Raw genomic sequence first — 26,320 nt, 5'->3', positions numbered from 1 at the left:
GGAAGCGCCCTCGTTGCTGTCGATCCGGCAAGATAGTTTAGGGCGCGTTAATACTCCGTTGCGTCGCGCCTCCCGTTTTTTAACGGGTGGGGAGTAAAGCGCGCGACATCATGCGTCATATTGCGACGTGATTTCCGACATTGAATAGCTGTCGGATTTCCCAGCGGAATGGGCTGCGACGGCGAATTGCGCATGTCGCAATTTGTCGCCAATGCGGAAGCCGATGTCGCTGTTTGTGCTGCCGCAAATGACCGCCGGTGTTTAGATGAGTACATGCTTCCGCAACCCCGCAAATGGTGTCGGGCAGGGCGGTTTGATCGAGGATTTGGCCATGGAATTGCGTGATACCGTATTGCGCCAGCTGAAAAACCGCCGCGAAGGCTTCAGCCTGGAACAGCCCTTCTACACGGACCCGGATTATTTCAAGCTGGATATGGAAACGATCTGGTATCGCGACTGGCTGTTTGTCGGCCATGATTGCGAAGTGCAGAAGTCCGGCAGCTATTTCACCGTTCAGGTCGGCGCCTATTCCGTCGTCATCGTTCGCGGTCGCGATGGGCAGATCCGCGCCTTCCACAATTCCTGTCGCCACCGCGGCTCCCGCGTCTGCACCACGCAGAAGGGCCAGTCGGCGCGCCTTGTCTGTCCTTACCACCAGTGGACCTACGATCTCGACGGCAAGCTGCTCTTCGCACGTCACATGGGTGAAGAGTTCGACAAGGGCGATTTCGGCCTGAAGCCTGTTGCCTGCGAAACCGTCGCCGGTTACGTCTTCATCTGCCTTGCCGATCAGCCGGCGGATTTCGAGCCCATGCGCAAGGAAGTCGAGAGCTACATGGCTCCGCACCGCATCTGGGAAGCGAAGGTCGCGCATGAAAGCACGATCATCGAAAAGGGCAACTGGAAGCTCGTCTGGGAAAACAACCGCGAGTGCTACCATTGCGCCGCCAACCACCCGGAACTCTGCCGCACCTATCCCGAAAACCCGAGCGTGACGGGAACGGATGGCGGTGCCAGCGACCCCGAAATCGGCGGCCACTGGGCGCGCTGCGAGGCCGCCGGCCTGCCGAGCCGCTTCAAGATCGACCCGAAGGGCCAGTTCCGCGTCGCCCGCATGCCGCTGATTGGTGAAGCGGAAAGCTACACCATGTCTGGCAAGCGCGCCGTGCGCCGACCGCTTTCGGAGGATGTCAGCATCAGCCATATCGGCGCGCTGCTCCTGTTCCATTACCCGACGACCTGGAATCATTTCCTCGGCGACCACACCATTTCCTTCCGCGTGCTGCCGCTCAGCGCCACGGAAACCATGGTCACCACCAAATGGCTGGTGCACAAGGATGCGGTTGAAGGCGTGGACTACGATCTTGAAGATCTCACCCACGTCTGGAACGAGACCAATGACCAGGACCGCCGCATCGTCGAGGAAAATGCCTTCGGCATTCGCTCGCCCGCCTATGAGCCCGGCCCCTATTCCATGGAGGATGAGGGCGGCGTGATGCAGTTCGTCAACTGGTATTCCGATTTCATGGTCGACCGGCTCTCCGGCGATAAGGCCCGGCTCTCTGCTGTAGCGTGATGCGAAGATGAATATGGTTGTGACCTACAAGCACATAGACGAGATGAAGCCGTGGAGCGACAAGCTCCAGCTGCTGGAATGCATTTCAGTGACGCCCGAGACCCCGGACGTCATGACGTTTCTGTTCCGCTCCGAGGACCAGAACTGGTTCCGTTATCTGCCGGGCCAGTTCGTCACGCTGGAATTGCCCGTGGGTGCGGAGCCGCTCTACCGCACCTACACCTTGTCCTCCAGCCCGTCGCGACCCTACGCGCTGTCGGTCACGGTCAAAGCGCAGGCCAACAGCATCGGCACGCGCTGGATGTTCGACAATCTGAAGCCCGGCATGAAAATCCGGGCGCTGGGGCCGCTCGGCGACTTTTCCTACGTCAAGCATCCCGGCGACAAATATCTCTTCATTTCGGCAGGCTCCGGCGTCACGCCGATGATGTCAATGGTGCGCGACATGAGTGACCGCGCGCCGCAGAGCGACATTGCCTTCGTCAATTGTTCGCGCACACCCGGCGATATCGTCTTCCGTCACGAACTGGAATATCTCGCCCGTTTCATGCCGAACCTCTCGCTCGGCTTCATTGTCGAGAAATGCGGTCGCACCGACCTGTGGTCTGGCCTGAAAGGCATGGTCGACAAGGCCAAGATCGCGCTTCTGGCGCCAGATTTCATGGAGCGCACCGTCTTCTGTTGCGGGCCGGAGCCGTTCATGGCCGCCGTCCGCTCGATGCTCGACGCATCCGGCTTCGATATGAGTCGCTACCATCAGGAAAGCTTCGCGCCGGCTGCCCCGGTCACCGTTGGTGAAAACGTCCTCACCGGTGCGGATGGCGAGGCACTGTCGATGGTGGGTTTCACCCTTTCCGGCAAGGAAATGCCCTGCCAGCCCGGCCAGACGGTTCTGATGACGGCGCGTGCCGCCGGCGTCCGTATCGGCGCTGCCTGCGAATCCGGCATCTGCGGCACCTGCCGGGTGCTGAAGCTTTCGGGTGAGGTGGAGATGAACCACAATGGCGGCATTCTCGATGAGGAAATCGAGGAAGGCTATATTCTTGCCTGCTGCTCGCGGCCTCTGACTGACGTGAAGGTGGAAGCCTGACACGAGCAGGCGTTTCATCTCATTCGTCTTTCACCGGATAGTTGTCTTGGAACTAAATTTCTCTAAACTCGTTTGCACGTCATCGAATTCTTTTCGGGCGTAGAACGGGGCTGTCCCATATCTCCGACAAGAGCGAGTGGGTGAAAAGGCGTGGTCCAACGCGCTGAAGCAAACGGAGGAAGATCATGATGAATTTCCGGACAACGAGTGTCGCCACGGCGATAGTCGTGTTCCTCACCAGCTTTACGCCATCGCAGGCGTTCCAGGCGCCCGTGCCGATGCCGAAGCCGGCGATCACGGCCGACAATAATGTTGTGCCGGTGCAGTACCGCGAATGGGACCGCAGAGGCGACCGCAGGTACGGCGACCGCATGTATCGCCCGCGCCCGCCGCGTGATGGATATTACAATGGTCACCGCGGTTATCGCGATCGCCGTCCGGGCTACCGTTATCACAACGGTTACTGGTTCCCGCTTGCAGCCTTTGCCGCAGGCGCGATCATCGGCGGCGCCATGTCGCAGCCGCGCCCGGCCTATGGCGGCAGCCATGTCGAATGGTGCCAGAACCGCTGGCGCTCGTATCGCGCTTACGACAACAGCTACCAGCCAAATAGCGGTCCGCGCCGCATATGCGTATCGCCTTACAGCCGCTGATAGTGGTTTTCGAAAGCCCGGATTTTGATCCGGGCTTTTGCTTTCAGGCGGCCGGGCCGGGTAACCGAAGCGTGAATGGATCGTTAATGCTGGGTTCAGACGAAAACGCCTAGCCTGCAACCGGTAATGTTCCGGCCAGAACCGACAAACTGGCTGAGTAAGAAGAAAAAGGTGTTATTATTCACGTCCAACGGCCTGTCGACCGTCGTGAATGGAGGAAGTCAGATGAGAGACTATATGAAGAATATCTTGGCTGTCGGTCTTTCTGCGATCGTGGTAGCAGGAGCGATTGTTCCGGCAGAAGCAGCGATGCCACTACCAATGGCGCCGAAGAGTGTCGAGACGGTGGGCAACGACGCCAGCAAGAATATCGTGAATGTGCAGTACTGGCGCGACCGTCGCGACTGGGATGGCGGACGTCGAGGCTGGTATGGCGGCCATCGCGGCTATCGTGATTACCGCCCGGGTTATCGTCATCATGACGGTTACTGGTTCCCGCTCGCAGCCTTTGCGACGGGTGCGATCATCGGCGGCGCGCTGTCGCAGCCGCGTGAAGTCTACCGTCCGGTTCCCGAATATCGTCCGCGTCCGGTCTATCGCGAATATCGTCCGGTCCGCCGTGGCGGTATGAGCCAGGCGCATGTGAACTGGTGCTATGGCCGCTATCGTTCCTACGATGCCTATAGCAACACGTTCCAGCCTTACCATGGCCCGCGTCAGCCCTGCTATTCGCCTTACAGCTGATAGAATGTCAGGCTGAAATTGACAGAGCCGTCCGGTTACGACCGGGCGGCTTTTTACGTTACAGGATTCGTGCGCGCTTCAGCACGAACCAGGCGAGTGCAACCGAAATCACGATGAAGATGCTGGCCGACAGCGTGCCGCCGGTGCCGACGGTAAACGGCAGTTCATCCGTATTCATGCCGAAGAAACCGGTCACCAGCGATGGCGGCAGCAGGAATGCCGTCATCAGCGACAGGATATAAAGGTGCCGGTTGGTTTCGGACGAGAGTTTGGAATCGATTTCTTCGTGCAGCAGCCTTGCACGCTCCTGCAGGGCATAGACGTCATGATCGACAGCCTCAAGGCGGCCCATCAGGCGTGAGGCGACATCCTCGAAACCGTCAGGCATTTCGTCATCATCGGCGGCCGAAGCCCGCCGCATCAGCGTCAGCACGGTGCGCAGATGCCGGTGCAGGCGAACCACCGTGCGGCGCAGCGGGGCGAGCCGCCGCCGTTCGTCGCGTGTCTCGCTGTCATAGACCAGATCCTCGATGGCGTTCAGTTCCTCCGTCGTCTCCATCACCAGATTGATGAGCGAGCGCTGGAATTCGGCGACGAGGCCTTCGAACACATGTGACGGTGTGAGATAGCGGTTGGAATTCTTGTCGACCGCCGCCTTCAGCCGGTCCACCGAATGCAGCGGCTGCAGGCGGGTGGTGATGATGAAGCGGTCGCTTACCGCAAAATGCAACCAGCCGAAATCGCGCGTTTCCTTGTCGAATTCCCGCTGGAAATCGACCAGCGTGCCATAGAGCGATTTTTCATCGACCACGATGGACGGATGTGTCTCATGGGTGGTGAGGCTTGCGCGCGCTGCCGGATCGAGACCGTCGATGGTCTCGAGAAAACCCGCTACGCGCTGATCGGCGAGATTGAGATGCAGCCAGAAGAAGCCTTCGCACTCGGCCATTTCGTGAAAGCCCGCATCGGGTGCAAGCCGGCGGCACGGGGCTGTGCCGGGGTGGAATTGATAGGCCCAGACAAGGCCTGGAATAACTGGCGTTATGAGATCCATCGTGGCAGTCCTGACCGGCTGGATGGGAGGAGGGAGGCGCCCGTCGTTCCGGTGTGGGAGCAGCGGCGTCGTCGGGCGACTTTCAGCGCATGCTGAGCAAATTCATATGACAGTTTTATAACAATCCCGTCGAAATGACGGGAATTTTCAAATTGACGTTTACGTAAAAATCATTTAGCCCGAAGCCAGTAGCAAGATGCCAGAGCTTCGGGAGGAGGCAGCATGTATAGCGCGCCGGTGGATGATATCGCCTTTACACTCAAACATGTAGCGGGTCTTGGAGACGCGCTTTCAAAGGGTGTGCTTGGCGATCTCGGTGAAGACCTCGTGGATGCCATCCTGCAGGAAGCTGGCCGTTTCGCCACGGAACAGGTCGCACCGCTCGCCGATATTGGCGACCGTCAGGGCGCGAAGCTCGCCGACGGCAAGGTGACGACGCCTGACGGTTGGGCCGATCTTTACCGCCGCTGGGCGGAAGCGGGCTGGAACAGCCTGACCGCGCCGGAAGAGTTCGGCGGCCAGAACCTGCCGCATATGCTGAATGTCGCTGCACTCGAAATGTGGAATTCCGGCTCCATGGCCTTCGCGCTGGCGCCGACGCTGACCATGGGCGCGGTGGAAGCCATCGTCGCCCACGGCAGCAATGATCTCAAGCGCATCTATCTTCCGAAACTCGTTTCCGGCGAATGGACCGGCACCATGAACCTGACCGAGCCGCATGCGGGTTCGGACCTTGGCGTGTTGAAGACCCGTGCGGAGCGCAATGGCGACGGCACCTACCGCATCTTCGGCCAGAAGATTTTCATCACCTGGGGCGAACACGACGCGGCTGACAACATCATCCACCTCGTTCTCGCCCGCCTTCCGGATGCGCCGGCCGGCACGCGCGGCATCTCGCTGTTCCTCGTTCCGAAATTCCTGCCTGATGAAAACGGTGCGCCGGGTGGCCGCAACGACCTTTTCTGCCATTCGCTGGAGCACAAGCTCGGCATTCATGGTTCGCCCACCTGCACGATGATCTTCGGCGACGGGAAATTCGGAGATGAAAAGGGCGCTCTCGGCTGGCTGGTCGGCGAAGAGAACAAGGGCCTCGCCTGCATGTTCACCATGATGAACAACGCCCGCCTTGCCGTCGGCATGCAGGGCGTGGCGATCTGCGAAGCGGCGACCCAGAAGGCGATCGAATACGCCAGGGAGCGCACGCAGGGCAAGGCGCCCGGCTGGCAGGGCTCCGGCATGAGCCCGATTATCGAACACCCTGATGTCGCCAGAACGCTTCTGACGATGAAGGCGCTGACTCAAGGGTCGCGGGCGATTTCCTTCAGCTGCGCGCATGCCATCGATATGGCGCATGCGAGCGAAGACGCCCGGCAGCGCGCTCACTGGCAGGAGCGCGCTGCCCTTCTGACCCCGATCGCAAAATCCTTCTCCACCGATGCCGGTGTGGATGTCGCCTCCATGGGCATTCAGGTGCATGGCGGCATGGGCTTCATCGAGGAAACCGGCGCGGCGCGTTATCTGCGTGATGCCCGCATCGCGCCGATCTACGAAGGCACAAACGGCATTCAGGCCATCGATCTGGTGCTGCGCAAACTGCCGCTCTCCGAGGGCGCGCAGGTGCGCGGTTTCATCGCAGAACTGCGCGAGATCGCCGCCCGGACAGCCGCATCGAACCGCGATGATCTCGGTGAGACGGCCCCTTATCTTGAAGCCAGCCTCAACGATCTGGAAACGGCGACCGACTGGCTGCTGGACCGCATCAAGGCGGGCGAAACCGAAACGGCACTCGCCGGCGCGACACCCTATCAGCGCCTCTTCGGTCTGGCGCTGACAGGCGCCTATCTCGCCAAGGGCGCATTGGTCTCTGTCGATGATGGCAGGGGTGGGCATCGCGCCGCACTTTGCCGCTTCGCAGCGGAAAACCTGCTGGCGGAAACGGCGGCGCTGAAGGATCGCGTTATATCAGGCGCGGCAAGCCTTGCTGCCGCCCGCACCGTACTGGCTTGAGGAGGCTCAGATGTCGAACGATCATATTCTCGTCGAGCGGGTGGGTCATGCGCCGGAGGTTCTGACCATCCGCTTCAACCGGCCAGACAAGAAAAACGCCATCACCGATGCCATGTATCTGCGCATGGCCGAGGCCCTGCATGCCGCCAATGCGGATCCGGACATCCGCGTCGTTGCGTTTCTCGGTACGGAAGGCTGCTTTTCCGCCGGTAACGACATGGCCGATTTTCTCGCCTTCGCCATGTCGGGCGGTAAGGGCAAACTCGCCGCATTGGAACTTTTGAAAGCGCTCGTCGCCTTCGACAAGCCAATGGTATCAGGCGTGGACGGGCTCGCCATCGGCATCGGCACGACGCTGAACCTGCATTGCGACCTGACGGTCGCTTCCAGCCGTAGCCTGTTCAAGACGCCCTTCGTGGATCTGGCGCTGGTGCCGGAAGCGGCCTCCAGCCTGCTTGTGCCGAAGCTTATGGGCCACCAGCGCGCCTTTGCGCTGCTTGCCATGGGCGAGGGTTTTTCCGCCGAGCAGGCATTGCAGGCCGGGATGATCTGGAAAGTCGTCGCCCCCGAACATGTCGAAACCGAAACGCTGGCGCTTGCCACCCGCCTTGCCGCCAAACCACAGCAGGCGCTGAAGATCGCCCGCGATCTGGTTCGCGGCAACCCGGCCGATATTCTCGCCCGCATCGAAGAGGAAGGCCGCCATTTCATCGCGCAGCTGCAAAGTTCGGAAGCGCGAGCCGCCTTCGAGGCATTCATGCGTCGTTAAGTGTGCGGGCAGGAATTCCTTGCGGTTAAGCAACCGGGCAATATGGCTTGGGTTAGATAACGCAACGTCATTGTCCGAAGGCCACCCACATGCGTCACTTCGTTTTCGCCCTGACTGTCTTCCTATCCGCCGCGACGATTGCCGAAGCGGCGGCGATAACACGCGCTCCAGCGGCTTCCACCAACGACGTCATTCTGGCGCAGTCCACGGACGACGATAGCCCGAACTTCTATTCCGGCAATAACCGCGACCGCCAGCGCCGCGCGCGTTTCGTCTGCGTCATCACCCCGCCGGACAGCGCCAACCGCCGCCGGCCCTATATCTGCCCGCTGGAGCGCGGCCGTGTGGGCGGTGCCTGCCGCTGCTCGGGCGTGGTCGGCAACGGCACGGTCGATACGGCCTGGTAAGAGTGACCCCTCCGCCCTCATTCCTGTGACAAGCAAAGGAATGAGGGCCGTTGGAATTGCAGGCATATGAAGCGTTGCGTCAGCTTCGCTAAGCGGCTCTGCGCCCGGATTGCTTATTTCTCCAGCGTCGCCACCGCTTCCACATGCGGCGACCACAGGAACTGGTCAACCGGCGTGACGCGGGTGATGCGATAGCCGCCCTCGGTCAGGATGTCGAGATCGCGCGCAAGCGTCAGCGGGTTGCAGCTCACGGCAACGATCTTCTTCACCGTGCTGCGGGCCAGTTCCTTGCACTGGAATTCCGCACCGGCGCGCGGTGGATCGAATACGACAGCATCGTAATTCTTCAATTCGCTTGTCATCAGCGGCCGGCGGAAGAGATCGCGTTTCTCGACGCTGACCGGCTTCAGGCCCTGCGTGTTGCGGGCGGCGAAATCCAGTGCCTTCAACGGCTTGTCTTCCGCTTCCACCGCATGAACTCTGCCGACGCGCGCAAGCCGCAGCGCAAAGGTGCCGGAACCGCAGAACAGATCGGCAATGCGTTTGGATTTGCCGATATGGGCAAGCACCAGCTCGGCCATGGCGTCTTCCGCCTGCTTCGTCGCCTGCGTGAAACCGCCGGCCGGCGGCGAAACGGGAACACCGCCGAATTCGATGATCGGCTTCTGCGGTTCGATCAGGATTTCGCCGGCAAGCGAGACGCGGGCAATGCCGCGCATGGCCAGCACTGTTTCCGTGAGCGTGCGCCGCTGCTTGTCATTGACCGACTTGATGCCCTCGACGGAAATATCGAGACCGGAGAGCGTTTCGAGAACGGTGATGCGGAACGGCTCGGCGTTCGCCACCATGGAAAGGCCGATGGCGCGGATGGCGTCCAGCCGCGAGACGATGCCCGGCGAGGTGACGGGACATTCCTCGATGGCGACGATGTGATGGCTGTTTGCCTGGCTGAAGCCGAGCAGCAGGCCCTTTTCCGTCTTGCGGGCGGCGAACACCGCGCGGCGGCGTTCGCCGGGGCGACAGATGACAAGATCGTCCACATCAGGCGTCAGGCCCTTCGATTTCAGCGCCGAAACCACCAGCTCCCGCTTGTAGGCATGGTAAGGCTGATCGGAAAGATGCTGCAGCGAACAGCCGCCGCAGGTGCCGTTCTTGCCATCGGGACCGAAGTGGCGGCAGGCAGGTTCACGGCGCTGCGCCGAGGCTTCCGTTATCGACATGACGGTGCCGTGATCCTTGACCTTGGCGATGGCGACCGTTTCACCGGGCAGCGCGAAGGGCACATAGACCGGGCCGTCGGGACAGTGCGCGATGCCGTCGCCCTGCGCGCCGAGGCTCTTGATGGTGACGGTCTGTGTACTCATGGCTTTTCGCCTCCGAGAAGAAATTCGATATTGCCGTCACCGCCGGAAATCGGCGAGGGAATGAGGCCAAGGCTTTTCCAGCCCATGTCCTCCGTCAGCCAGCGTTCCAGTTCGGCGGCCACGGCAGGCGCGGTTTCCGGCTCCTTCAAAAGCCCGGCCTTGCTGATGGCGTCGCGGCCCGCCTCGAATTGCGGCTTCACCAGCAGGACAGCCAGAGCGCCCGATCCAGCAAGCTCAAGTGCCGGGGCAAGTGCGAGCTTCAGCGAAATGAAGGACACGTCGGAGACGATGAAACCGATGGCCCGGTCATCGATATCCTCTGCCGTCAGGTAGCGCGCATTCAGCCCTTCCAGATTGGTCACACGCGGATCGTTCTCGATCCTTGGATGCATCTGCCCGTGCCCGACATCGATGGCGGTGACGTGTTTAGCACCACGATGAAGCAGCACCTCGGTAAAACCACCAGTCGAAGCGCCGACATCAAGACAGTCATGGCCCTTCGGGTCGAGCCGGAAATGATCGAGCGCGGCTGTCAGCTTGAGGGCGGCGCGGGAGACGTAAGCCTGCGCGGGATCGCTGATGGCGATCTCGGCATTGCCGGCGACGGTCTGGCTCGGTTTGGTGACGGTCTTGCCGTTGACGCTCACGGTGCCGCGCGCAATCGCGTCGCGTGCACGCGAGCGGCTGGCAAAGTGGCCGAGCGACACAAGAAGCTGGTCAAGCCGTTCATTTTCAGATGTTTTGGACATGGTTCCGTGTCAATGACCGCCAAACTCCGCCGATGCAAGCGATTTATCGCCGGGACGGGCCGGCAATGCCCGCTGCCGGCCATAATGGCGATGTTGCACCGCAAAGTCAGAATGTTCGATTAATCCAATATAAAGGCTTGTATAGCACTTTGTGCGCAAGGCCCGTGCGGCCACCGGAACCTGCCATGACGGCGTCTCCTCCCATCCACAAAATTGCGACCGTTGCAGCGCAGACGCTTGCTTCGAGGCATCAGGTCGCCGAGAGAGTTTGCGATGTCGCTGAAAAATCTCCCCATTAACCTGAAGCTCATAGCCACCTTCTGCGCCCTGATGAGTGTGTGTCTGCTCGCGTCTGCGGTCGTATTCTGGCAGACGCTGGGGAGCGAGCGTGTCACGATCGAAAACAACCGCACCAAGGATATCATCCAGGCAGTGGATGGCGCGACGGCCGCCATGCTGGAACAGGCCGTCAACCAGCGCGGCTTCCTGCTGTTCCGCAGCGACAGCACCTATAATGATGTGTTCGCCCAGCGCGACCTGATGCTGAAGAAGCTCGATGAAGCCCGCACGCTGGCCGTCGGCCGCCCGGACATCCTGAAATCCATCGACGACATGCAGAAATCCGCCACCGTGTTCTTCAAGGAACTGGCGGAACCGCAGATCGCTGCGCGAAAGACGACGGAAGCGCCGATTTCCGAAATCATCGAGATCGGCCGCAATCAGGCGAAGGGCCAGCTCGATGGCTTCCGCACCTCCGCCGCCAAGATCAAGGAACAGCTGAACGGCCTGTCCACCGCTTACGCGGCGGAACAGCAGGCAGCGGCATTGAACCTTAAATATGCGCTTCTGGGTGGCGGCGCGGTTGCCGGTCTTCTGGCCGTTGCCCTCATCTGGGCTCTGTCGCACTCCATTGTCACGCCGATCGTTGGCATGACAGCGGCCATGAGCCGTCTCGCCGATGGCGATCTGGCGACGGAAGTGCCTGCCACGGATCGTGGCGACGAAGTCGGCAAGATGGCGAAGGCCGTTCTCGTCTTCAAGGAAGCCGGGCTGGAAAAATCCCGCCTTGCCGGCGAGACCGAGCGCATGCGCTCCGCCACCGAGACCGAACGTCGCCGCAACGAGGAGGAAAAGGCGCGGGACGAAGCCGCCAGCGCCTTCGCCAGCGCCGAGCTTGGCAAGGGCCTTGCCGCTCTTGCGGATGGCGATCTTTCCTATCGCATTGAAACGCCTTTTGTGCCTGCCATCGATCCGGTGCGCCTCAATTTCAACAGCGCTGTCGACAAGCTGCAGCAGGCGCTCAAAACCGTTGGCGAGAACGCTGCCGCCATCAATTCCGGCGCTTCGGAAATGCTCTCCGCTGCCGACGATCTGTCGCGCCGCACCGAGCAGCAGGCTGCCTCCATCGAGGAAACCGCTGCAGCCCTGGAAGAAGTCACCACCACCGTGCGCGATAGCGCCCGCGGTGCGGAAGATGCCGGTAATCTGGTCCAGCGCGCCCGCGCCGGTGCGGAAAAGTCCGGCGTCGTGGTCCGCAGGGCGGTTGCCGCCATGCGCGAAATCGAGAAGTCCTCAGGCGAAATCGGCAACATCATCGGTGTCATCGACGATATCGCCTTCCAGACCAACCTGCTGGCGTTGAACGCCGGCGTGGAAGCCGCCCGCGCCGGTGATGCCGGCAAGGGTTTTGCGGTGGTTGCGCAGGAAGTCCGCGAACTCGCCCAGCGTTCCGCCAATGCCGCCAAGGAAATCAAGACGCTTATCGGCGCTTCCAGCCAGCAGGTGGAAAACGGCGTCAATCTTGTCGATGAAACCGGCAAGGCGCTGGAACTCATCGTGGCGGAAGTCGAAGAGATCAATGCTCATGTCAGCGCCATCGTCGTTGCTTCCCGCGAACAGGCAACCGGCCTGCAGGAAATCAACACGGCCGTGAACACCATGGATCAGGGCACGCAGCAGAATGCCGCCATGGTGGAACAGCAGACCGCCGCCAGCCATTCGCTGGCCCGCGAAGCGGAAGCGCTGAACAGCCTGCTCGGCCAGTTCAGGATGGGTGGCGCGCGCGCTGCCGTTGCGAGCGCCGGCGGCTATTCCGCGCCGCGCCAGTCTTCGGCAAAGCCTGCCTTCCAGTCAGCACCGGCCGCGCCGGTTCGCAAGGCTCCGGTAAAATCGGCCTCCACAACCGCAAGGCCCGTCGCTTCGCCGGCCCGTGCGCTCGGCCAGAGCCTCGCCCGCGCCTTCGGTGGCGCTGCCGAAGCACCGGCCGCGAAGGATCAGGACTGGACGGAGTTCTGAGCCTGGCTTTCAGAGTGAACCTATGAATTGGGGGCCGAAAGGCCCCCTTTTTGCATCGGCGTTTTCAGGCGGGTAACGCCGCTTATGTGCCCTGTAGCCGGAACATCCGCGTAAAGAACAGCTCATCCGACAGGCGGTGAAGCAGGGCGGCAATGACGGCGGTTGCGGCAACAGCGAAAACGAGGCGTCCGGCCAGAACGCCATAGACATCGGCGCCCAGCGACATCACCACGAGCGTGTCTTCAATCACGCTATGGGCAAAACCCATGAACACACAGGACAGAAACACCTGACGCGGTGATATCGTCCCCGATTGCGCCTCGCGGATCAGGAAGCCGGCGCCGTAGGAAATTCCCAGGAACAATCCGATGGCGGTGAGATGTTCGGCCTCGCCGCGAATGCCCGCAAGACGCAGCAGGGGCGAAAGCGCTTTCATCATCAGCGCCAGGAGGCCGGTGAGCCTGAGGATTTCAAGGCAAAAGGAAAGGGCAAGCAGGATGACGAGCATCCAGACCATGGTTTCACCGAGACCGAGGAAATAGGCGGTCCATTCAGGCGTGGCGCCCATCGCAATCCAGGCAGGGTTTGCCGGGCCTGACAACCATCCCGTCGCTTCCAGAAGCTGGTGCAGGAGAAAGGCATAGAGCAATCCGCCGCCGACGCGCAGCGCCGTGGTGACAATCATGCCCGGTCCCGCCTTTTCAATGATCTTCTGTTCGATGGGCAGGCCATGGGCGAACAGGATGAGCGCCGAAAAAACGGTGATATCAGCAACGGTGAGCGACGACGCGGGTACAAGTGTGAAGATGAGCGGCACCGCACCCCATATGCCGACCAGCATTGCGGTCAGCCAGGCAAGACCGAGTTCCGGCGGCAGGCCGATGAGGTTCATGACCGGCGCAAAGGCAGGCGCCACCGCCTCGATCGCGCCCATCCTCGACAATAGCTCGGTCAGAATGGCGATTGGAACCGTGATCCGCACAAGCACCCAGTAGATTGCTAGCGTTTCCCGCGTTTTTTGCCAGACGGGCAGGAAAAGTGACATGTGAAGGCTCCCTGAAGATTGTTCCCATTCACTAATCCCGGCCCGTTCGCATTTGTGGTCAAAGATTGCAGTTTCATGCAATTTTATTGCAAATGTGTCAGTCGGCGATATGCTGCCGGCATGGACAGGATTGACAGGAAACTTCTGAATCTCTTGCAGGGCGACGCCTCGCGCACCAATGTGGATATAGCCGATGAGGTCGGGCTGTCCCCGTCCAGTTGCCTGCGCCGCCTGCAGCGGCTGCGCAAGTCGGGCGTGATCGATCGCATTGTGGCGATCCTTAATCCCGCAAAGGCGGGGCGGGTGATCAAGGCTCTGGTGACGGTGGAGCTGAAATTGCACGGCGAGCAGCATATGCGGCGCTTTCTGGATATTGCGAGCGCCGAAGAGGCCGTGTCGCAGGCCTATGCCGTCACCGGCGCATCCGATGTCGTGCTGATGCTGCGCCTGCGGGATATGGAAGAGTTCGATGCCCTGTGCGACCGGTTGTTCCGCGACCAGCACAATGTGGCGCGCTTTTTTACCATGGTCGTTATCAAGACGGCGAAAGAAGAAACGGCCATCAGGCTTTGAAACTGATGGCATTGCATCAGGGGGAAGCGTTTAATCATTCCCTTTAACCCAAAGAAAGCCGTGTCTGGCTTTCGGGAAGGCAGTTTTCAGATGACGCCTCGCGTTAAGTTAAGACTTCTGGATGGCGCCTATGGCGTGGCCCGGCTCCATGCCGATGCATCCATTCCAGCCTGGGTCGATGGCGCAGGTTTTCTCAGCATCAGCCGGACCGATGACGAGCTTTCCGTCGTCTGCCGCCAGGAGCGAATCCCTGATGATGTTCAGGCCGATACCGGCTGGAACTGTCTCAAACTTCAGGGTCCGTTCGCCTTTGATGAGACGGGCATCGTTCTCTCGGTGATCGAACCGCTATCGACCAACGACATAGGGATATTCGTGGTTTCGACTTTCGATGGCGATCACCTGCTGGTGAAATCGAAGGATCTGGAGAAAGCGCGCGAGCTGCTGGCAAATGCAGGACATTCACTCGTCTAGGATTTGTGAGCATGATCCGCGCGCATGGGGTGCCAGACGGAAATATCGCGCGGGGCATCCAGAAGATCGGGCAGGGCGTCGTGCCATGCCTGCCGATAGGGCCGGTGAATCTGAACGTCGATGACATCCTGATGGTCGCTCCAGGTCTCATGCAGCAGGAAGCGGTTCTCGTTTTCACCATCCCGGTGCAGGGTTGCGTTCACGAAGGTCTTTTCGTGCCGCATGGCATCAAGCAGCGCATTCAGTAATTCGAGAAAGCGGTCGCGCTGGCCGGGACGGACCTGAAATCCGATGAGATAGGTGGTGTGCACGGGTGTTACTCCTTGGCGCCTTGCATCAGTGCTTCGCGGGTTGCCGCGTCGGCGGGGTAAAAACACTCCAGCACGAGTTCGGCCAGTGTGACGTCTGTCGCCGTTCCGAAAACCGTGGTGGTTGAAATGAAGCTCAATATGCTGCCCGAAGAGGGATCACGGAGCTGGAGCGGTATGGCCAGAGGATCGGCTCCGGCATGGGACGAGGCCTTTGGCGCGGGATAGGCCGCGAGCTCCGCATGCAGCCGAGAAAGCACCTCGTCTCCCGTTTCCTCGACCTGACGGCGCAGGCGTTCCAGCAGGTGATGACGCCACTCGGCGAGATTGACGATGCGCGAACTCAAACCCTGCGGATGCAGGCTCAGCCTCAAGGCGTTAAGCGGCGGGCGAAGCAGTTCCTCGGAAACACCGGCCAGAAGCGATGTGATCGCCCCATTGGCGAGAACGACGTTCCAGTGCCGGTCGACGGCAAGGGCGGGGAAGGGCATATGCCCATGCACCACGGTTTCGACGGCCTGCCGGGCCGCCGTCATATCAGGCGCATCCATCGGCCGTTCGGAATGGATAGGCGCATAACCCGCTGCCAGCATCAGCCGGTTGGCGGCGCGGGCGGGCATCGAAAGCTGCTCCGCCAGTTTCGCGAGCATGTCGCGGCTGGGGGATGATCGCCCACTTTCCACAAAGCTCAGATGGCGCGCCGATATTTCCGCCTCAATCGCCAGATCGAGCTGGCTCAACCTGCGGCGGGCACGCCATTCCTTCAGCACTTGGCCGACATGTTCTCGATGATGCGTCATGCCCCGCAGCCTAGCAGAAGATATCGGCAATGCGATTACCTCCGAGGTAATTGTTCCGCTTCCCGACACCCGTCATGTTTGGGCCGTCAACCACAAGGAGCGCAATCATGACGCAGCATCTCGCAATCGCCGAAACCTATCTCGCGGTCTGGAACGAGGAGGACAATGAACGCCGCAGGCATCTCGTCGGTCAGGCGTGGTCGGAAAATACGCGTTACGTCGATCCGCTGATGCAGGGCGAGGGGCAGCAGGGAATTGCCGCGATGATCGAGGCGGCGCGGCAGAAATTTCCGGGATATCGTTTCGTTCTTGCCGGCACTCCGGATGGCCACGGCGACTTCACCCGTTTCTCATGGCGTCTCATTTCGCCTGACGGGGACGATGTGGCCGGCGGTACCGATGTCGTCAGCCGTGATGCCGAGGGGAGGATCGAAAACGTCGTCGGTTTTCTCGATGGCGCGGCATCCTGAGGCAGAGGCGGGATAGTCCCGCCTCCCGTCCCGGCAATCTTGTCAGCCGGCGAAACCGACGCCGGCCTGACGCTGGCCGAGCGCATTGAACACGGTGGACACGATGCCGGCCCGGTCGAGGCCGGCATTGGCATACATGGTCTCGGGCTTGGCCTGCTCCACCCACTGGTCGGGCAGGGTCAGCGTCCGGACCTTGGGGCCGTGGTCGAGCAATCCGGCGCTTGCCATGAAATGCAGCACATGCGCGCCAAAACCGCCGACTGAGCCTTCCTCGATCGTCACCAGCACTTCGTGATGGGCCGCAAGCTGGCGGATGAGATCGAGATCGAGCGGCTTGGCAAAGCGCGCATCGGCAACGGTCGTCGAAAGTCCGGCGGCATCAAGATCTTCGGCGGCTGCAAGGCATTCCGCAAGCCGGGTACCGAAGGAGAGCAGCGCAACCTTGGTGCCTTCCTTGATGATGCGGCCCTTGCCGATCTCAAGGATTTCACCGCGTGCGGGCATCTCGACGCCCACACCTTCGCCGCGCGGGTAACGGAAGGAAATCGGGCCTTCGTCATAGGCTGCCGCCGTGCGTACCATATGTTTCAGTTCGGCCTCGTCGGCCGCCGCCATCACCACCATACCGGGCAGGGTGGCGAGGAAAGTGGTGTCGAAGGAGCCGGCATGGGTCGGTCCGTCAGCGCCGACGAACCCGGCGCGGTCGATCGGGAAACGTACGGGCAGGCTCTGGATCGCCACGTCATGCACCAGCTGGTCGTAACCACGCTGCAGGAAGGTGGAATAAAGCGCGCAGAACGGCTTGTAGCCGTCAGCCGCAAGCCCCGCCGCGAAGGTGACAGCGTGCTGTTCGGCAATTCCGACATCGAAGGTGCGGGACGGGAAAAGCTCGGCCATCTTGTCGAGGCCGGTACCATTCGGCATGGCGGCGGTGACGCCGATGATCTTGTCGTCGAGGGTCGCTTCCTGGATCAGCGCTTCGGCAAAGACGCTGGTATAGCTCGGCGCATTCGGTTTGGCTTTCGCCTGTGCGCCGGTGATGACGTCGAACTTGTTGACGCCGTGATATTTGTCCGCAGCCGCTTCCGCCGGCGCATAACCCTTGCCTTTCTGCGTCACCACATGGATGAGGACAGGGCCTTTCTGGTTGTCGCGCACATTGCGCAGCACCGGTAGCAGGTGGTCGAAGGAATGGCCGTCGATCGGGCCGATGTGATAGAAACCGAGCTCCTCGAACAGCGTACCGCCGGTCACATAACCACGCGCATGGGTCACGGCGCGGGTAATGGCGCGGTCGATGGTCTTGCCGAGATAGGCTGTGAGCTTCTTGCCGAAATCACGGAAGCCCATATAGGTGCGGCCGGAGGCAAGGCGGGCGAGATAAGCGCTCATCGCGCCCGTCGGCGGTGCAATCGACATGTCGTTGTCGTTGAGGATGACGATCAGCCGCGCGTCGAGCGCGCCTGCATTGTTGAGCGCCTCGAACGCCATGCCGGCAGACATGGAACCGTCGCCGATGACGGCGATCACCTTGCGGTCGCTTTCGTCGAGACCCGCCGCCACCGCCATGCCGAGACCGGCGGAAATGGAGGTGGAGGAATGGCCGGCGCCGAAATCGTCATATTCGCTTTCGGCCCGCCGGGTGAAACCGGAAAGGCCGCCTTCCTGGCGCAGCGTGCGGATGCGCTCGCGACGGCCGGTCAGGATTTTGTGCGGGTAACATTGGTGGCCGACATCGAAGATCAGCCGGTCCTCGGGCGTGTTGAAGACCTTGTGGATGGCAATCGTCAATTCCACCACGCCAAGGCCGGCACCCAGATGGCCACCGGTCTTCGACACGGCGTCAATCATCTCGTCGCGCAGTTCCCGTGCCAGTTCCGGCAGGTCGCGATCGTCGATCTCCTTGAGATCGGAGGGAAAATTCACCCGGTCGAGCAATGGGGTCTGGGGCATTCCGGTCAATCGTTCGGCCTTTTCTCGTGGTCAGCGGGGGGCGCCAGAGCGTCTTTCATAGGGAAAGCCGACGGTCCATTCCTGCATGTCGTACACTTCTATAGAATTTCAACCTTCCGGCAAAGGGACAAACTCTTCTTCGTCGCCGGGAACGATATCGAAGCGTCCGGTTCTCCACTCCTGTTTGGCCTGTTCTATGCGTTCTTTTGATGACGAAACGAAGTTCCACCAGATGTAGCGGCGCTGATTGAGCGCGGCCCCACCAAAGATCATGATGTGACAGCCATTGCTGCCGGCCTGAAGCGTGATGTCGTCACCCGGCCTGAAGACGAGCAACTGGTTGGCGGCGAAGATATCGCCTGCCACATCGAGCGAACCGGAGAGAATATAGATCGCCCGCTCCTCATGATCGGCGGAAAAGGGAAACTTCACTCCCGGCTCCAGCGTCAGATCGACATAAAGCGTATCGGTAAAGGCCGAAACGGGGGAGGTAAGGCCCTCGAATTCGCCGATCACCACCCTACCGGAAGCGCCTTTGATATCGATCAGCGGCATGTCTTCCTTGGCGGTATGGGCAAAGGCCGGGGCGATTTCTTCCATATGGTCGGGCAGGGCAAGCCAGGTCTGCAGGCCGGACATGGAAAGCGGATGGCCGCGCAGGTTTTCCGGCGTGCGTTCCGAATGCACGATGCCGCGCCCGGCGGTCATCAGGTTAATGTCTCCGGGGCGAATGACGAGTTCGGTGCCGAGACTGTCGCGATGCTTGATTTCGCCGTCGAACAGATAGGTGACGGTGGAAAGCCCGATATGCGGATGCGGCTTGACGTCCAGCGCATCACCAGCCTTCAGGATCGCCGGTCCCATGCGGTCAAAAAAGATGAAGGGGCCGACGAGACGACGCTGCCGGGTCGGCAAGGCGCGGCGCACCGCAAAGCCGCCAATATCGCTGGTGCGCGGAATGATGAGGTTTTCGATGGCGTCGCAGGCAAAGGCATCACCCGCGTCGGGATCGTTACCGGGAAAAAAGGACATCGCAAGCTCCTCGTATCGTTACACGAAAGCTTAGCACGAACGGAACGGGGTGGGAGCGCCGTAATGGTGAACGCAGCGTCACACCGTTCAACAGGACGTGTTTACTCGCCGTCGAGAGGCTCGACGCCCTGCGGTTTTCCGGCGCGATCGAGACGGATTTTCTCGATTCGCTTTTCCGCAGCGTTCAACAGCGTTTCGCAGTGCTTCTTCAGGGCTTCGCCACGCTCGTAGATGGCGATGGATTCGTCCAGCGCCACGTCTCCGCGCTCCAGGCGTGCGACAATGCTTTCCAGCTCGGCGACGGCTTTTTCGAAGGAATAACCGCTGACATCGGCTGTGTTGGCATTTTCCGTCATGTTCAACCCTTCATCATTCTCAATATGTGCATGGCTGCCGATTCCGCCAGCCCTTCCAGATCATAACCGCCTTCAAGCAGGCTGACGACCCGGTTCGATGCGTATTTATCGGCCATTTCCAGAAGCCGGCCCGTCGCCCAGTCGAAATCCTCACCCACCAGATTGATCTGCGCCAGAGGATCGCGGTGATGCGCGTCGAAACCAGCGGAGATGAGGATGAGGTCAGGCGAAAAATCGGCAATGGCCGGCAGGACGCGGGATTTGAACGCCTCGCGAAAATATTCGCTGCCGGTATTGGGCGAAAGCGGGGCGTTGACGACGTTGTTCTTCACGCCGGTTTCGTTTTTGTCGCCGCTCCACGGATAAAGCGGCATCTGGTGGGTGGAACAGAACAGCACTGATGTGTCGTTCCAGAAAATATCCTGCGTACCGTTGCCGTGATGCACGTCCCAGTCGATGATGGCGACGCGCTCTGCCCCGTGCGCCTTCTGCGCATGGCGGGCGGCAATTGCCACATTGTTGAAAAGACAGAAACCCATGGCCTTGGCTGTTTCGGCGTGGTGGCCGGGCGGGCGGGCCGCGACGAAGACATTGTCGGCAGCGCCGGTAAACACGTCGTCCACCGCCGCCATCGCCGCACCGATGCCGGTCAGCGCCGCCTGCAGGCTTTTGCGTGATACATAAGTGTCGGCCTCGACGCGGTTGATCTCGCCATCCTCTTCAGGGATCTGCCGCATGACGGCAAGCAGGTGCTCCTCCGGATGCGCCAGCAACACCGCGTCTTCATTGGCCTGAGGCGCTTCTCTGCGGATCAGGCGCTCGAAATTCGGATGTTCGAGCGCGATGTTCAGAGATCGCAGGCGATCCGGCCGCTCGGGGTGGCCTTCGGGCGTGATATGCTCCAGGAAGATCGGATGTTCGTATAAACGCGTCGCCATTCTTTTCCTCCCGAAGAAAGTGTGTTCAGGCGCGCTGCGGCAGAAGCGGATAACCCGCCATCACGGCGCGGCCGGCCAGCGCTGCAAGCACAGCCTTCAGCGCATCGCCCGGAATGAAGGCGAGCGAACCCATGAAGGCCTTTTCGAAACCAAGACCGACGACCAGCGCCAGATAGGTGATGCCGAAAGCATAAAGCACGATCACGCCGCCGATCAGGCTGGCGATGAAAAAGCCGATGCCCTGTGTCAGGGCAGACTGGCTGCGATTGACGAGTTTTTCCGAGAGCGTGCCGGTGACGAAAACCGCCGCGATCCAGCCGATCAGGAAGCCCGTCGTCGGCGTGGTGAAGATGGAAAGGCCGCCGCGTCCGCCCGAAAGCACCGGCAGGCCGATGGCGGCAATCAGGATTGTCAGGAGAACCGCGAGCGTACCGCGCTTTGCGCCGAGGACGACGCCTGCCAGCATGACGCCGAGCGACTGCGCGGTGATCGGCACCGGAATGAAACCGAGCGTGATCGGCGGCAGAAGCCCGAGTGCGATGATGATGGCGGAAAACAGCGAAATCAGCACAAGGTCGCGGGTCGTCATGACGCTCAAAACTCCGGATGGTTATCTGGCCGCAAGCTTTGGCCTCTGAAACCGCGCGCGTCAATGGCGTCGGCGATGGCATCGGCATCCTTCAACGTCATAATGACGAGCGGCACGATGGTGGTGGCCATGCGCACCGGCAGGCCGCGCGCCCGGTGCGCATCGCGCACCGCATGGTAGCGGTTGACGATCTCAGGCACGAACCGCACCACCAGACCGACGGCAAGTCCGATATCGGCGGCCTTGACCAGCCCCAGCCGTTCCAGGGGGGCCGCGGCACGCGTAATCTCGTCCATGAATTGCGAAATGCTGACGGTGATGGTGACGGCGGTGGCAAGCAGCGCGAGCGCCGTCAGCCGCAGAAGATTGACACTCGCATCATGGGCTGGAAGCAGGAGATAGCTGAAACCGGCGACGAGGAAGATGGTCAGCATCACCGGCCGCAGCCGCAGGCCGATCTCGTGGAAGGGCAGGCGTGTCTCGCGCAGGATGGCGGCGGCGAGAACCACGGCGCATCCCAGAAGCGGCAGATCGCGGGTGAGGAACAGCGCGATGCTGAAGCCCATAAGCGTCAGGAGCTTGACGGGCGGCGAGACGCGGTAGAGCCAGCCGGTGCCTTCGACATGCAGCGATTTCATCGCGATGCCACCTCCAGATAATGCGCAACCGCCTCTTCGGGGCCGGCATCGGCAACCAGCGCGCCTTCATGGAAAACCAGCACGCGGTCGAAGCCTGCAACCAGCGACAGGTCATGGGTGATGACAACAAGCGCCTGCGACAGCGCCGCCATGGTTTTTTCAACGATAGTACGGTTTTTCAGATCAAGCTGGTTGGTCGGTTCATCGAGAATTAGGATTTGCGGATCGGTGACCAGAAGGGCGGCAAGCGCTGCAAGCTGCAGTTCTCCGCCGGAAAGCTCATGCGCGCGCCGCTCTTCCAGATGGGGAATGCCGAGCCGCGCAAGAACGGCCTTCACCCGGTTTTCGGTTTCCGCCCTGCCGATGCCGAGCCGCTTGAGGCCGAAGGCGACATCGTCGCGCACGATCGGCAGGATGATCTGGTTCTGCGGATTCTGGAAGATGAAGCCGACCGTCTGCAATACCGCTTTGGCGTCGCTCACGGTGTCGAGACCGTTTACCGAAACCTTGCCCGCACTCGGCTTGTTCAGCCCGTTGATCAGCCGGGCAAAGGTGGTCTTGCCGGAACCATTGAGGCCGATCACGCCGATGCGCCGTTCCGTCAATGTCACAGACAGCGGCTGCAGGGCCTGCCGGCCCTCGAAAGCGACACCGGCGGCATCGAAACGGATTTCCAAGCTTACATCCTCGCGCTCGTTTTCCGGTTCTATACCCCGTCATCAACAGAAGTGAAACAAGGAACAAAAAAAGAACATTGCAATCCTGAAAAAGCCGTCATACCTTTTGCGCCATGACGATCAAGGTTTCGAACGAAGCGGCAAGGCGGATTTTTCTGGCGCGGCAGGGGCTTTGCTCCCCGCCCGGCAAGGCGCTTTCCAAGGATGGCCTGCTGCAGCTCATCACCGATATCGGTTTTGTGCAGGTGGACAGCATCGGCACCGTGGAGCGCGCCCACCACCAGATTATCTTCTCACGCAACCAGACCTACAGGCGTGACCATCTGACCACGCTGCTGGAAAAGGACCGCGCGCTTTTCGAGCACTGGACGCATGACGCTTCCATCGTACCGACGGAGTTTTACCCCTATTGGAAACACCGCTTCCGCCGCCGCGAGCCGATCATTCAGGAGCGCTGGCGCAAATGGCATGGAGAGGGCTTCGATGCCGCTTTCGGCGAAACGCTGGAGCGCATCGCCGCCACCGGCCCGGTTCTGGCGCGGGAGCTGAAGGAGGAGGGGCATCAGTCCGGCGGCTGGTGGAACTGGCATCCCTCCAAGACGGCGCTCGAATATTTATGGCACACCGGCAAGCTCGCCATATCCGGCCGCGTGAATTTCCAGAAGGTCTATGATCTCGCCGAGCGTGTCATTCCCGGCGAGCACCACGAAACCGAGGTGGAGCACGCCGAATTTGTCGACTGGGCCTGCCGCGAAGCGCTGAAGCGGCTGGGTTTCGCCACCCATGGCGAAATCGCCGCCTTTTTCGATCTCGTCACCCCGCAGGAGGCGAGGGACTGGGTCAAGAGCCATCGCGATGAACTCTGCGAGGTCTCGCTTCTCTCCAGCGACGGAGACACCGCCCGCCCGTCTTTTGCCTTTGCCGATTTCACCGCCGACCTGACGGATGTACCGGAACCCTCCGCCCGCGTCCGTGTCCTCAGCCCCTTCGACCCGCTGTTGCGCGACCGAAACCGCACGGAACGGCTGTTCGGCTTTTATTACCGCATCGAGGTCTTCGTGCCCGAGCCGAAACGGCAATATGGCTATTATGTCTTCCCGCTTCTGGAGGGCGACCGGATGATTGGCCGCATCGACATGAAGGCGGATCGCAAGCGCGGCACGCTGGATGTGCGCCGCCTGTGGCTGGAGCCTGGCGTGCGCGCCTCAGCAGGACGGCTTGAAAAGCTCGACGCGGAACTATCGCGGCTTGCGAAGTTTACCGGGGTTGAGAGCGTGAATTATCTGGAGGGCTGGCGGGAGGACAAATGAAGGTGTCTTTTCGCGGTGCCTGAATGTAGTGGCGAGCGCCGCCACACTCGCCCTTGAGGCGAGGATCCACAAGCCGCGGAGACAATGGCTTCCGGGATCATGACTTCACGTGTCCGGAACATCTCAAGCATGTCACGTCGGGAACTGCGGGATGGATCCTCGGCACAAGGCCGAGGATGACGCCGAACGGGCGAAGAGCGCGCCAAGCCGAAGCGCTCTCGCGAAGCCCCTAAATCACCCGATATCCGTCGCCGAAATTTTGATGCCAAAGCCTTCCAGGCCGACATAATGACGCTCGCGTGTCGTCATCAGCTTGATCGAGCTGATGCCGAGGTCTTTGAGGATCTGCGCACCGAGACCGATTTCCAGCCATTCGTTTTCACGTGAGCGGGCCTGCGCATGCGCCTCGTCGGGATCACGCGCCTTGCGACGGCCGGCCACCTGGCCGACGCCGACGGAGCCCTCACGCAGATAGACGATGACGCCGCGGCCTTCCTCGGCAATCTTCTGCATATAGTGCTGCACCGGCTGGCGGTCGCCGAACACGTCGTCGGCGACATTTTCCGGGTGCAGGCGAACGGGAATGTCGACACCGTCTCTGATATCGCCGAAAATCACCGCCATATGCTGCATCCGGTCCCAGGGCAGGGAATAGGTTTGCGCCTTGGCCGGTCCGAACGGCGTTTCGATGGTGAAGGAGGATTCCATCTCCACCAGCGTTTCCTTGCGCTGGCGATAGGCGATGAGGTCGGCGACGGAAACCTGCTTCAGCTTGTGTTTTTCCGCAAAGGCGGTGACCTGCGGTCCGCGCGTCACGGTGCCGTCATCATTGACGAGTTCGCAGATGACACCGATGGGCGGCAGGCCCGCAAGCTTGCAGAGATCGACCGCCGCTTCGGTATGGCCGGAGCGCATCAGGACGCCACCTTCACGGGCAATCAGCGGGAAGATGTGGCCCGGCCGGGTAAAATCGGCAGCCCCGACATTGGGATTGGCGAGATTGCGCACGGTTAGCGTCCGGTCATCGGCGGAAATGCCCGTCGTGGTGCCGTGCTTGAAATCGACGCTGACGGTGAAGGCCGTCGTGTGCGCGCTATCATTTTCCGCCACCATGGCGTTGAGGTTCAGCCGCTTGGCTTCTTCGCGCGGCATGGGCGCGCAGACGATGCCGGAGGTGTGGCGCACGATGAAAGCCATCTTTTCCGCCGTGCAATGCACCGCCGAAATGATCAGATCGCCTTCATTCTCTCGGTCGTCATCATCGGTCACGACGACGATTTCGCCTGCTTCGAAAGCGCGAATGGCGTCGACAACGCGTTTCTGGTCATAGGCCATGGCGGTCCCCCTTATTTCAGCCGGCCGGTCTGGCCGCGGTCTCGCAGATAATGGTCGGCAACGGTGCAGGCGATCATCGCTTCGCCGATCGGCACGGCGCGGATGCCGACGCAGGGGTCATGGCGCCCCTTGGTGCGCACATCGACATTATTGCCGTCGGTATCGATGGACAGGCGCTCCGTCAGAATGGAGGAGGTGGGCTTGATGGCAAAGCGCGCGATGACAGGTTCACCGGTCGCGATGCCGCCCAGAATGCCGCCGGCGTGGTTGGAGAGGAAGATCGGCTTGCCGTCATTGCCCATGCGCATCTCATCGGCATTTTCCTCGCCGGAAAGCTCGGCGGAGGCGAAACCTTCGCCGATCTCTACACCCTTGACGGCGTTGATCGACATCAGGTTTGAGGCGATATCCTGGTCGAGCTTGGCATAAATGGGGGCGCCAATACCGGCCGGAACGCCCTCCGCCACCACTTCGACAACGGCCCCGATGGAGGAGCCGGCCTTGCGGATGCCGTCGAGATAGTCTTCCCACACCGGCACCATGGCTGCATCCGGGCAGAAGAACGGGTTCTGATCGACCTGATCCCAATCCCAGTTGTCGCGGTTGATCCTGTGCTTGCCGATCTGCACCAGCGCGCCGCGCACATTGAGGCTCGGCACCACCTTGCGGGCGATTGCGCCGGCGGCGACACGCGCCGCCGTTTCGCGGGCGGAGGAGCGTCCACCGCCGCGATAATCGCGAATGCCGTATTTCAGGTCATAGGTGAAGTCGGCATGGCCGGGACGGAAACGCTTGGCGATCTCGCCGTAATCCTTGGAACGCTGGTCGGTATTCTCGATCAGCATCGAAATCGGCGTGCCTGTTGTTATCATCGTCTCGCCGTCCTCATCCAGCATCACGCCGGAGAGAACCTTGACGATGTCATCTTCGCGCCGCTGGGTCACGAAGCGGCTCTGGCCGGGTTTGCGCTTGTCCATCCAGTGCTGCACCTCGGCAAGGGTGAAGCGGATGCCGGGCGGGCAGCCATCCACCACGCAGCCAAGTGCCGGCCCATGGCTTTCTCCCCAGGTGGTAACACGGAAAAGATGACCGAAACTGTTATGCGACATAGTTC

Annotated in this window: 27 protein-coding genes; 12 read left to right on the top strand and 15 right to left on the bottom strand. The window is 61.1% G+C overall.

The genetic code is table 11. The features are described from left to right. Positions 1-331 precede the first annotated feature (331 nt). From V6R85_RS04185 to V6R85_RS04170, 4 genes are all read left to right on the top strand, one after another. Complete coding sequence (locus tag V6R85_RS04185; RefSeq protein WP_003503099.1) at positions 332-1,576, top strand: aromatic ring-hydroxylating oxygenase subunit alpha; 1,245 nt, start codon at positions 332-334, stop codon at positions 1,574-1,576. 7 nt (positions 1,577-1,583) lie between these two features. Beyond that, a complete protein-coding gene (locus V6R85_RS04180) occupies positions 1,584-2,666 on the top strand; it encodes a hybrid-cluster NAD(P)-dependent oxidoreductase (protein ID WP_107675177.1) in 1,083 nt (360 codons plus the stop codon). 185 nt (positions 2,667-2,851) lie between these two features. Next, entirely contained in the window at positions 2,852-3,319 is a 468-nt protein-coding gene (locus tag V6R85_RS04175; RefSeq protein ID WP_003503095.1) for a BA14K family protein, read from the top strand. Between the two features lie 225 nt (positions 3,320-3,544). Then, positions 3,545-4,063 (top strand): BA14K family protein, encoded by a 519-nt coding sequence (locus V6R85_RS04170; RefSeq protein ID WP_003503093.1) that lies wholly within the window; start codon positions 3,545-3,547, stop codon positions 4,061-4,063. Positions 4,064-4,121: 58 nt separating this feature from the next. Here V6R85_RS04170 and V6R85_RS04165 read toward each other — a convergent pair whose 3' ends face one another. Beyond that, positions 4,122-5,117: a transporter gene (locus tag V6R85_RS04165; RefSeq protein ID WP_035212536.1), complete on the bottom strand. Its 996-nt coding sequence runs from the start codon at positions 5,115-5,117 to the stop codon at positions 4,122-4,124. Positions 5,118-5,339: 222 nt separating this feature from the next. Between V6R85_RS04165 and V6R85_RS04160 the strand changes: the two genes are divergently transcribed. The 3 genes from V6R85_RS04160 (at position 5,340) to V6R85_RS04150 (ending at position 8,300) form a co-directional block, all read left to right on the top strand. After that, positions 5,340-7,124, top strand: coding sequence for an acyl-CoA dehydrogenase (locus V6R85_RS04160; protein WP_099085610.1), 1,785 nt, complete (start codon positions 5,340-5,342; stop codon positions 7,122-7,124). Between the two features lie 10 nt (positions 7,125-7,134). Next, positions 7,135-7,893: a crotonase/enoyl-CoA hydratase family protein gene (locus V6R85_RS04155; protein ID WP_111833671.1), complete on the top strand. Its 759-nt coding sequence runs from the start codon at positions 7,135-7,137 to the stop codon at positions 7,891-7,893. An 89-nt stretch (positions 7,894-7,982) separates the two neighbouring features. Beyond that, entirely contained in the window at positions 7,983-8,300 is a 318-nt protein-coding gene (locus V6R85_RS04150) for a hypothetical protein (RefSeq protein ID WP_003503086.1), read from the top strand. A gap of 113 nt (positions 8,301-8,413) precedes the next feature. Here the strand turns inward: V6R85_RS04150 and V6R85_RS04145 are convergent, their stop codons facing one another. Then, on the bottom strand, positions 8,414-9,664 hold the full coding sequence (locus V6R85_RS04145) for a class I SAM-dependent RNA methyltransferase (protein ID WP_111833670.1): 1,251 nt from the start codon (positions 9,662-9,664) through the stop codon (positions 8,414-8,416). After that, positions 9,661-10,413 carry a TlyA family RNA methyltransferase gene (locus V6R85_RS04140; RefSeq protein WP_003503077.1) on the bottom strand — a complete coding sequence of 251 codons (753 nt, stop codon included), beginning with the start codon at positions 10,411-10,413 and terminating at the stop codon, positions 9,661-9,663. The genes V6R85_RS04145 and V6R85_RS04140 overlap by 4 nt, the downstream gene beginning before the upstream one ends. A 273-nt stretch (positions 10,414-10,686) precedes the next feature. Here V6R85_RS04140 and V6R85_RS04135 point away from each other — a divergent pair, with 273 nt between their 5' ends. Further along, entirely contained in the window at positions 10,687-12,708 is a 2,022-nt protein-coding gene (locus V6R85_RS04135; RefSeq protein ID WP_111833669.1) for a methyl-accepting chemotaxis protein, read from the top strand. A gap of 82 nt (positions 12,709-12,790) precedes the next feature. On the opposite strand, the gene V6R85_RS04130 is transcribed toward V6R85_RS04135, so the two are convergent. Continuing rightward, positions 12,791-13,753 (bottom strand): nucleoside recognition domain-containing protein, encoded by a 963-nt coding sequence (locus tag V6R85_RS04130; RefSeq protein WP_111833668.1) that lies wholly within the window; start codon positions 13,751-13,753, stop codon positions 12,791-12,793. A gap of 120 nt (positions 13,754-13,873) precedes the next feature. Here V6R85_RS04130 and V6R85_RS04125 point away from each other — a divergent pair, with 120 nt between their 5' ends. Together V6R85_RS04125 and V6R85_RS04120 are read left to right on the top strand one after the other, a co-directional pair. Further along, the gene (locus V6R85_RS04125) at positions 13,874-14,326 is read left to right on the top strand and encodes an Lrp/AsnC family transcriptional regulator (protein WP_336377021.1); all 453 of its coding nucleotides are present in this window, start codon (positions 13,874-13,876) and stop codon (positions 14,324-14,326) included. 90 nt (positions 14,327-14,416) lie between these two features. Continuing rightward, positions 14,417-14,800, top strand: coding sequence for an ACT domain-containing protein (locus V6R85_RS04120; protein ID WP_087743464.1), 384 nt, complete (start codon positions 14,417-14,419; stop codon positions 14,798-14,800). Here V6R85_RS04120 and V6R85_RS04115 read toward each other — a convergent pair. After that, positions 14,797-15,111, bottom strand: coding sequence for a putative quinol monooxygenase (locus tag V6R85_RS04115; protein ID WP_003503068.1), 315 nt, complete (start codon positions 15,109-15,111; stop codon positions 14,797-14,799). The two genes, V6R85_RS04120 and V6R85_RS04115, sit on opposite strands and share 4 nt — an antisense overlap. A 5-nt stretch (positions 15,112-15,116) precedes the next feature. Then, a complete protein-coding gene (locus V6R85_RS04110; protein ID WP_060726073.1) occupies positions 15,117-15,908 on the bottom strand; it encodes a helix-turn-helix domain-containing protein in 792 nt (263 codons plus the stop codon). Positions 15,909-16,015: 107 nt separating this feature from the next. Between V6R85_RS04110 and V6R85_RS04105 the strand changes: the two genes are divergently transcribed. Further along, a complete protein-coding gene (locus V6R85_RS04105) occupies positions 16,016-16,378 on the top strand; it encodes a nuclear transport factor 2 family protein (RefSeq protein ID WP_003503064.1) in 363 nt (120 codons plus the stop codon). A gap of 42 nt (positions 16,379-16,420) precedes the next feature. Here V6R85_RS04105 and dxs read toward each other — a convergent pair whose 3' ends face one another. The 7 genes from dxs to V6R85_RS04070 form a co-directional block, all read right to left on the bottom strand. Continuing rightward, entirely contained in the window at positions 16,421-18,340 is a 1,920-nt protein-coding gene (gene dxs / locus V6R85_RS04100; RefSeq protein WP_003503063.1) for a 1-deoxy-D-xylulose-5-phosphate synthase, read from the bottom strand. A gap of 99 nt (positions 18,341-18,439) precedes the next feature. Further along, entirely contained in the window at positions 18,440-19,363 is a 924-nt protein-coding gene (locus tag V6R85_RS04095) for a pirin family protein (RefSeq protein ID WP_111833667.1), read from the bottom strand. Between the two features lie 101 nt (positions 19,364-19,464). After that, the gene (locus V6R85_RS04090; RefSeq protein WP_003503059.1) at positions 19,465-19,719 is read right to left on the bottom strand and encodes an exodeoxyribonuclease VII small subunit; all 255 of its coding nucleotides are present in this window, start codon (positions 19,717-19,719) and stop codon (positions 19,465-19,467) included. A gap of 2 nt (positions 19,720-19,721) precedes the next feature. After that, complete coding sequence (locus tag V6R85_RS04085) at positions 19,722-20,657, bottom strand: histone deacetylase family protein (RefSeq protein WP_080865922.1); 936 nt, start codon at positions 20,655-20,657, stop codon at positions 19,722-19,724. Between the two features lie 25 nt (positions 20,658-20,682). Continuing rightward, positions 20,683-21,246 (bottom strand): biotin transporter BioY, encoded by a 564-nt coding sequence (locus V6R85_RS04080; protein ID WP_003503057.1) that lies wholly within the window; start codon positions 21,244-21,246, stop codon positions 20,683-20,685. Positions 21,247-21,251: 5 nt separating this feature from the next. Next, complete coding sequence (locus V6R85_RS04075) at positions 21,252-21,884, bottom strand: energy-coupling factor transporter transmembrane component T family protein (RefSeq protein WP_099085604.1); 633 nt, start codon at positions 21,882-21,884, stop codon at positions 21,252-21,254. Beyond that, positions 21,881-22,561 (bottom strand): energy-coupling factor ABC transporter ATP-binding protein, encoded by a 681-nt coding sequence (locus tag V6R85_RS04070; RefSeq protein ID WP_080865927.1) that lies wholly within the window; start codon positions 22,559-22,561, stop codon positions 21,881-21,883. The genes V6R85_RS04075 and V6R85_RS04070 overlap by 4 nt, the downstream gene beginning before the upstream one ends. 113 nt (positions 22,562-22,674) lie before the next feature. Between V6R85_RS04070 and V6R85_RS04065 the strand changes: the two genes are divergently transcribed. Next, positions 22,675-23,871: a winged helix-turn-helix domain-containing protein gene (locus V6R85_RS04065; protein WP_060722987.1), complete on the top strand. Its 1,197-nt coding sequence runs from the start codon at positions 22,675-22,677 to the stop codon at positions 23,869-23,871. Between the two features lie 234 nt (positions 23,872-24,105). Here V6R85_RS04065 and ribB read toward each other — a convergent pair whose 3' ends face one another. Together ribB and aroC are read right to left on the bottom strand one after the other, a co-directional pair. Beyond that, positions 24,106-25,206, bottom strand: coding sequence for a 3,4-dihydroxy-2-butanone-4-phosphate synthase (ribB, locus tag V6R85_RS04060; RefSeq protein WP_065694894.1), 1,101 nt, complete (start codon positions 25,204-25,206; stop codon positions 24,106-24,108). 11 nt (positions 25,207-25,217) lie between these two features. Further along, positions 25,218-26,315: a chorismate synthase gene (gene aroC, locus V6R85_RS04055; RefSeq protein WP_003509173.1), complete on the bottom strand. Its 1,098-nt coding sequence runs from the start codon at positions 26,313-26,315 to the stop codon at positions 25,218-25,220. Positions 26,316-26,320: the final 5 nt, after the last annotated feature.

The sequence above is a fragment of the Agrobacterium sp. CCNWLW32 genome (assembly GCF_037083425.1).
GTDB lineage: Bacteria > Pseudomonadota > Alphaproteobacteria > Rhizobiales > Rhizobiaceae > Agrobacterium > Agrobacterium radiobacter.
Note: the sequence above shows the minus strand (reverse complement) of the source record. Positions and strands in the feature narration are given on the sequence as shown.

Coding starts and splice junctions, on each gene's coding strand:
- V6R85_RS04185 (WP_003503099.1), top strand. CDS start 332: ATGGAATTGCGTGATACCGTATTGCGCCAGCTGAAAAACCGCCGCGAA.
- V6R85_RS04180 (WP_107675177.1), top strand. CDS start 1,584: ATGAATATGGTTGTGACCTACAAGCACATAGACGAGATGAAGCCGTGG.
- V6R85_RS04175 (WP_003503095.1), top strand. CDS start 2,852: ATGATGAATTTCCGGACAACGAGTGTCGCCACGGCGATAGTCGTGTTC.
- V6R85_RS04170 (WP_003503093.1), top strand. CDS start 3,545: ATGAGAGACTATATGAAGAATATCTTGGCTGTCGGTCTTTCTGCGATC.
- V6R85_RS04165 (WP_035212536.1), bottom strand. CDS start 5,117: ATGGATCTCATAACGCCAGTTATTCCAGGCCTTGTCTGGGCCTATCAA.
- V6R85_RS04160 (WP_099085610.1), top strand. CDS start 5,340: ATGTATAGCGCGCCGGTGGATGATATCGCCTTTACACTCAAACATGTA.
- V6R85_RS04155 (WP_111833671.1), top strand. CDS start 7,135: ATGTCGAACGATCATATTCTCGTCGAGCGGGTGGGTCATGCGCCGGAG.
- V6R85_RS04150 (WP_003503086.1), top strand. CDS start 7,983: ATGCGTCACTTCGTTTTCGCCCTGACTGTCTTCCTATCCGCCGCGACG.
- V6R85_RS04145 (WP_111833670.1), bottom strand. CDS start 9,664: ATGAGTACACAGACCGTCACCATCAAGAGCCTCGGCGCGCAGGGCGAC.
- V6R85_RS04140 (WP_003503077.1), bottom strand. CDS start 10,413: ATGTCCAAAACATCTGAAAATGAACGGCTTGACCAGCTTCTTGTGTCG.
- V6R85_RS04135 (WP_111833669.1), top strand. CDS start 10,687: ATGTCGCTGAAAAATCTCCCCATTAACCTGAAGCTCATAGCCACCTTC.
- V6R85_RS04130 (WP_111833668.1), bottom strand. CDS start 13,753: ATGTCACTTTTCCTGCCCGTCTGGCAAAAAACGCGGGAAACGCTAGCA.
- V6R85_RS04125 (WP_336377021.1), top strand. CDS start 13,874: ATGGACAGGATTGACAGGAAACTTCTGAATCTCTTGCAGGGCGACGCC.
- V6R85_RS04120 (WP_087743464.1), top strand. CDS start 14,417: ATGACGCCTCGCGTTAAGTTAAGACTTCTGGATGGCGCCTATGGCGTG.
- V6R85_RS04110 (WP_060726073.1), bottom strand. CDS start 15,908: ATGACGCATCATCGAGAACATGTCGGCCAAGTGCTGAAGGAATGGCGT.
- V6R85_RS04105 (WP_003503064.1), top strand. CDS start 16,016: ATGACGCAGCATCTCGCAATCGCCGAAACCTATCTCGCGGTCTGGAAC.
- V6R85_RS04095 (WP_111833667.1), bottom strand. CDS start 19,363: ATGTCCTTTTTTCCCGGTAACGATCCCGACGCGGGTGATGCCTTTGCC.
- V6R85_RS04090 (WP_003503059.1), bottom strand. CDS start 19,719: ATGACGGAAAATGCCAACACAGCCGATGTCAGCGGTTATTCCTTCGAA.
- V6R85_RS04085 (WP_080865922.1), bottom strand. CDS start 20,657: ATGGCGACGCGTTTATACGAACATCCGATCTTCCTGGAGCATATCACG.
- V6R85_RS04080 (WP_003503057.1), bottom strand. CDS start 21,246: ATGACGACCCGCGACCTTGTGCTGATTTCGCTGTTTTCCGCCATCATC.
- V6R85_RS04075 (WP_099085604.1), bottom strand. CDS start 21,884: ATGAAATCGCTGCATGTCGAAGGCACCGGCTGGCTCTACCGCGTCTCG.
- V6R85_RS04065 (WP_060722987.1), top strand. CDS start 22,675: ATGACGATCAAGGTTTCGAACGAAGCGGCAAGGCGGATTTTTCTGGCG.
- ribB (WP_065694894.1), bottom strand. CDS start 25,206: ATGGCCTATGACCAGAAACGCGTTGTCGACGCCATTCGCGCTTTCGAA.
- aroC (WP_003509173.1), bottom strand. CDS start 26,315: ATGTCGCATAACAGTTTCGGTCATCTTTTCCGTGTTACCACCTGGGGA.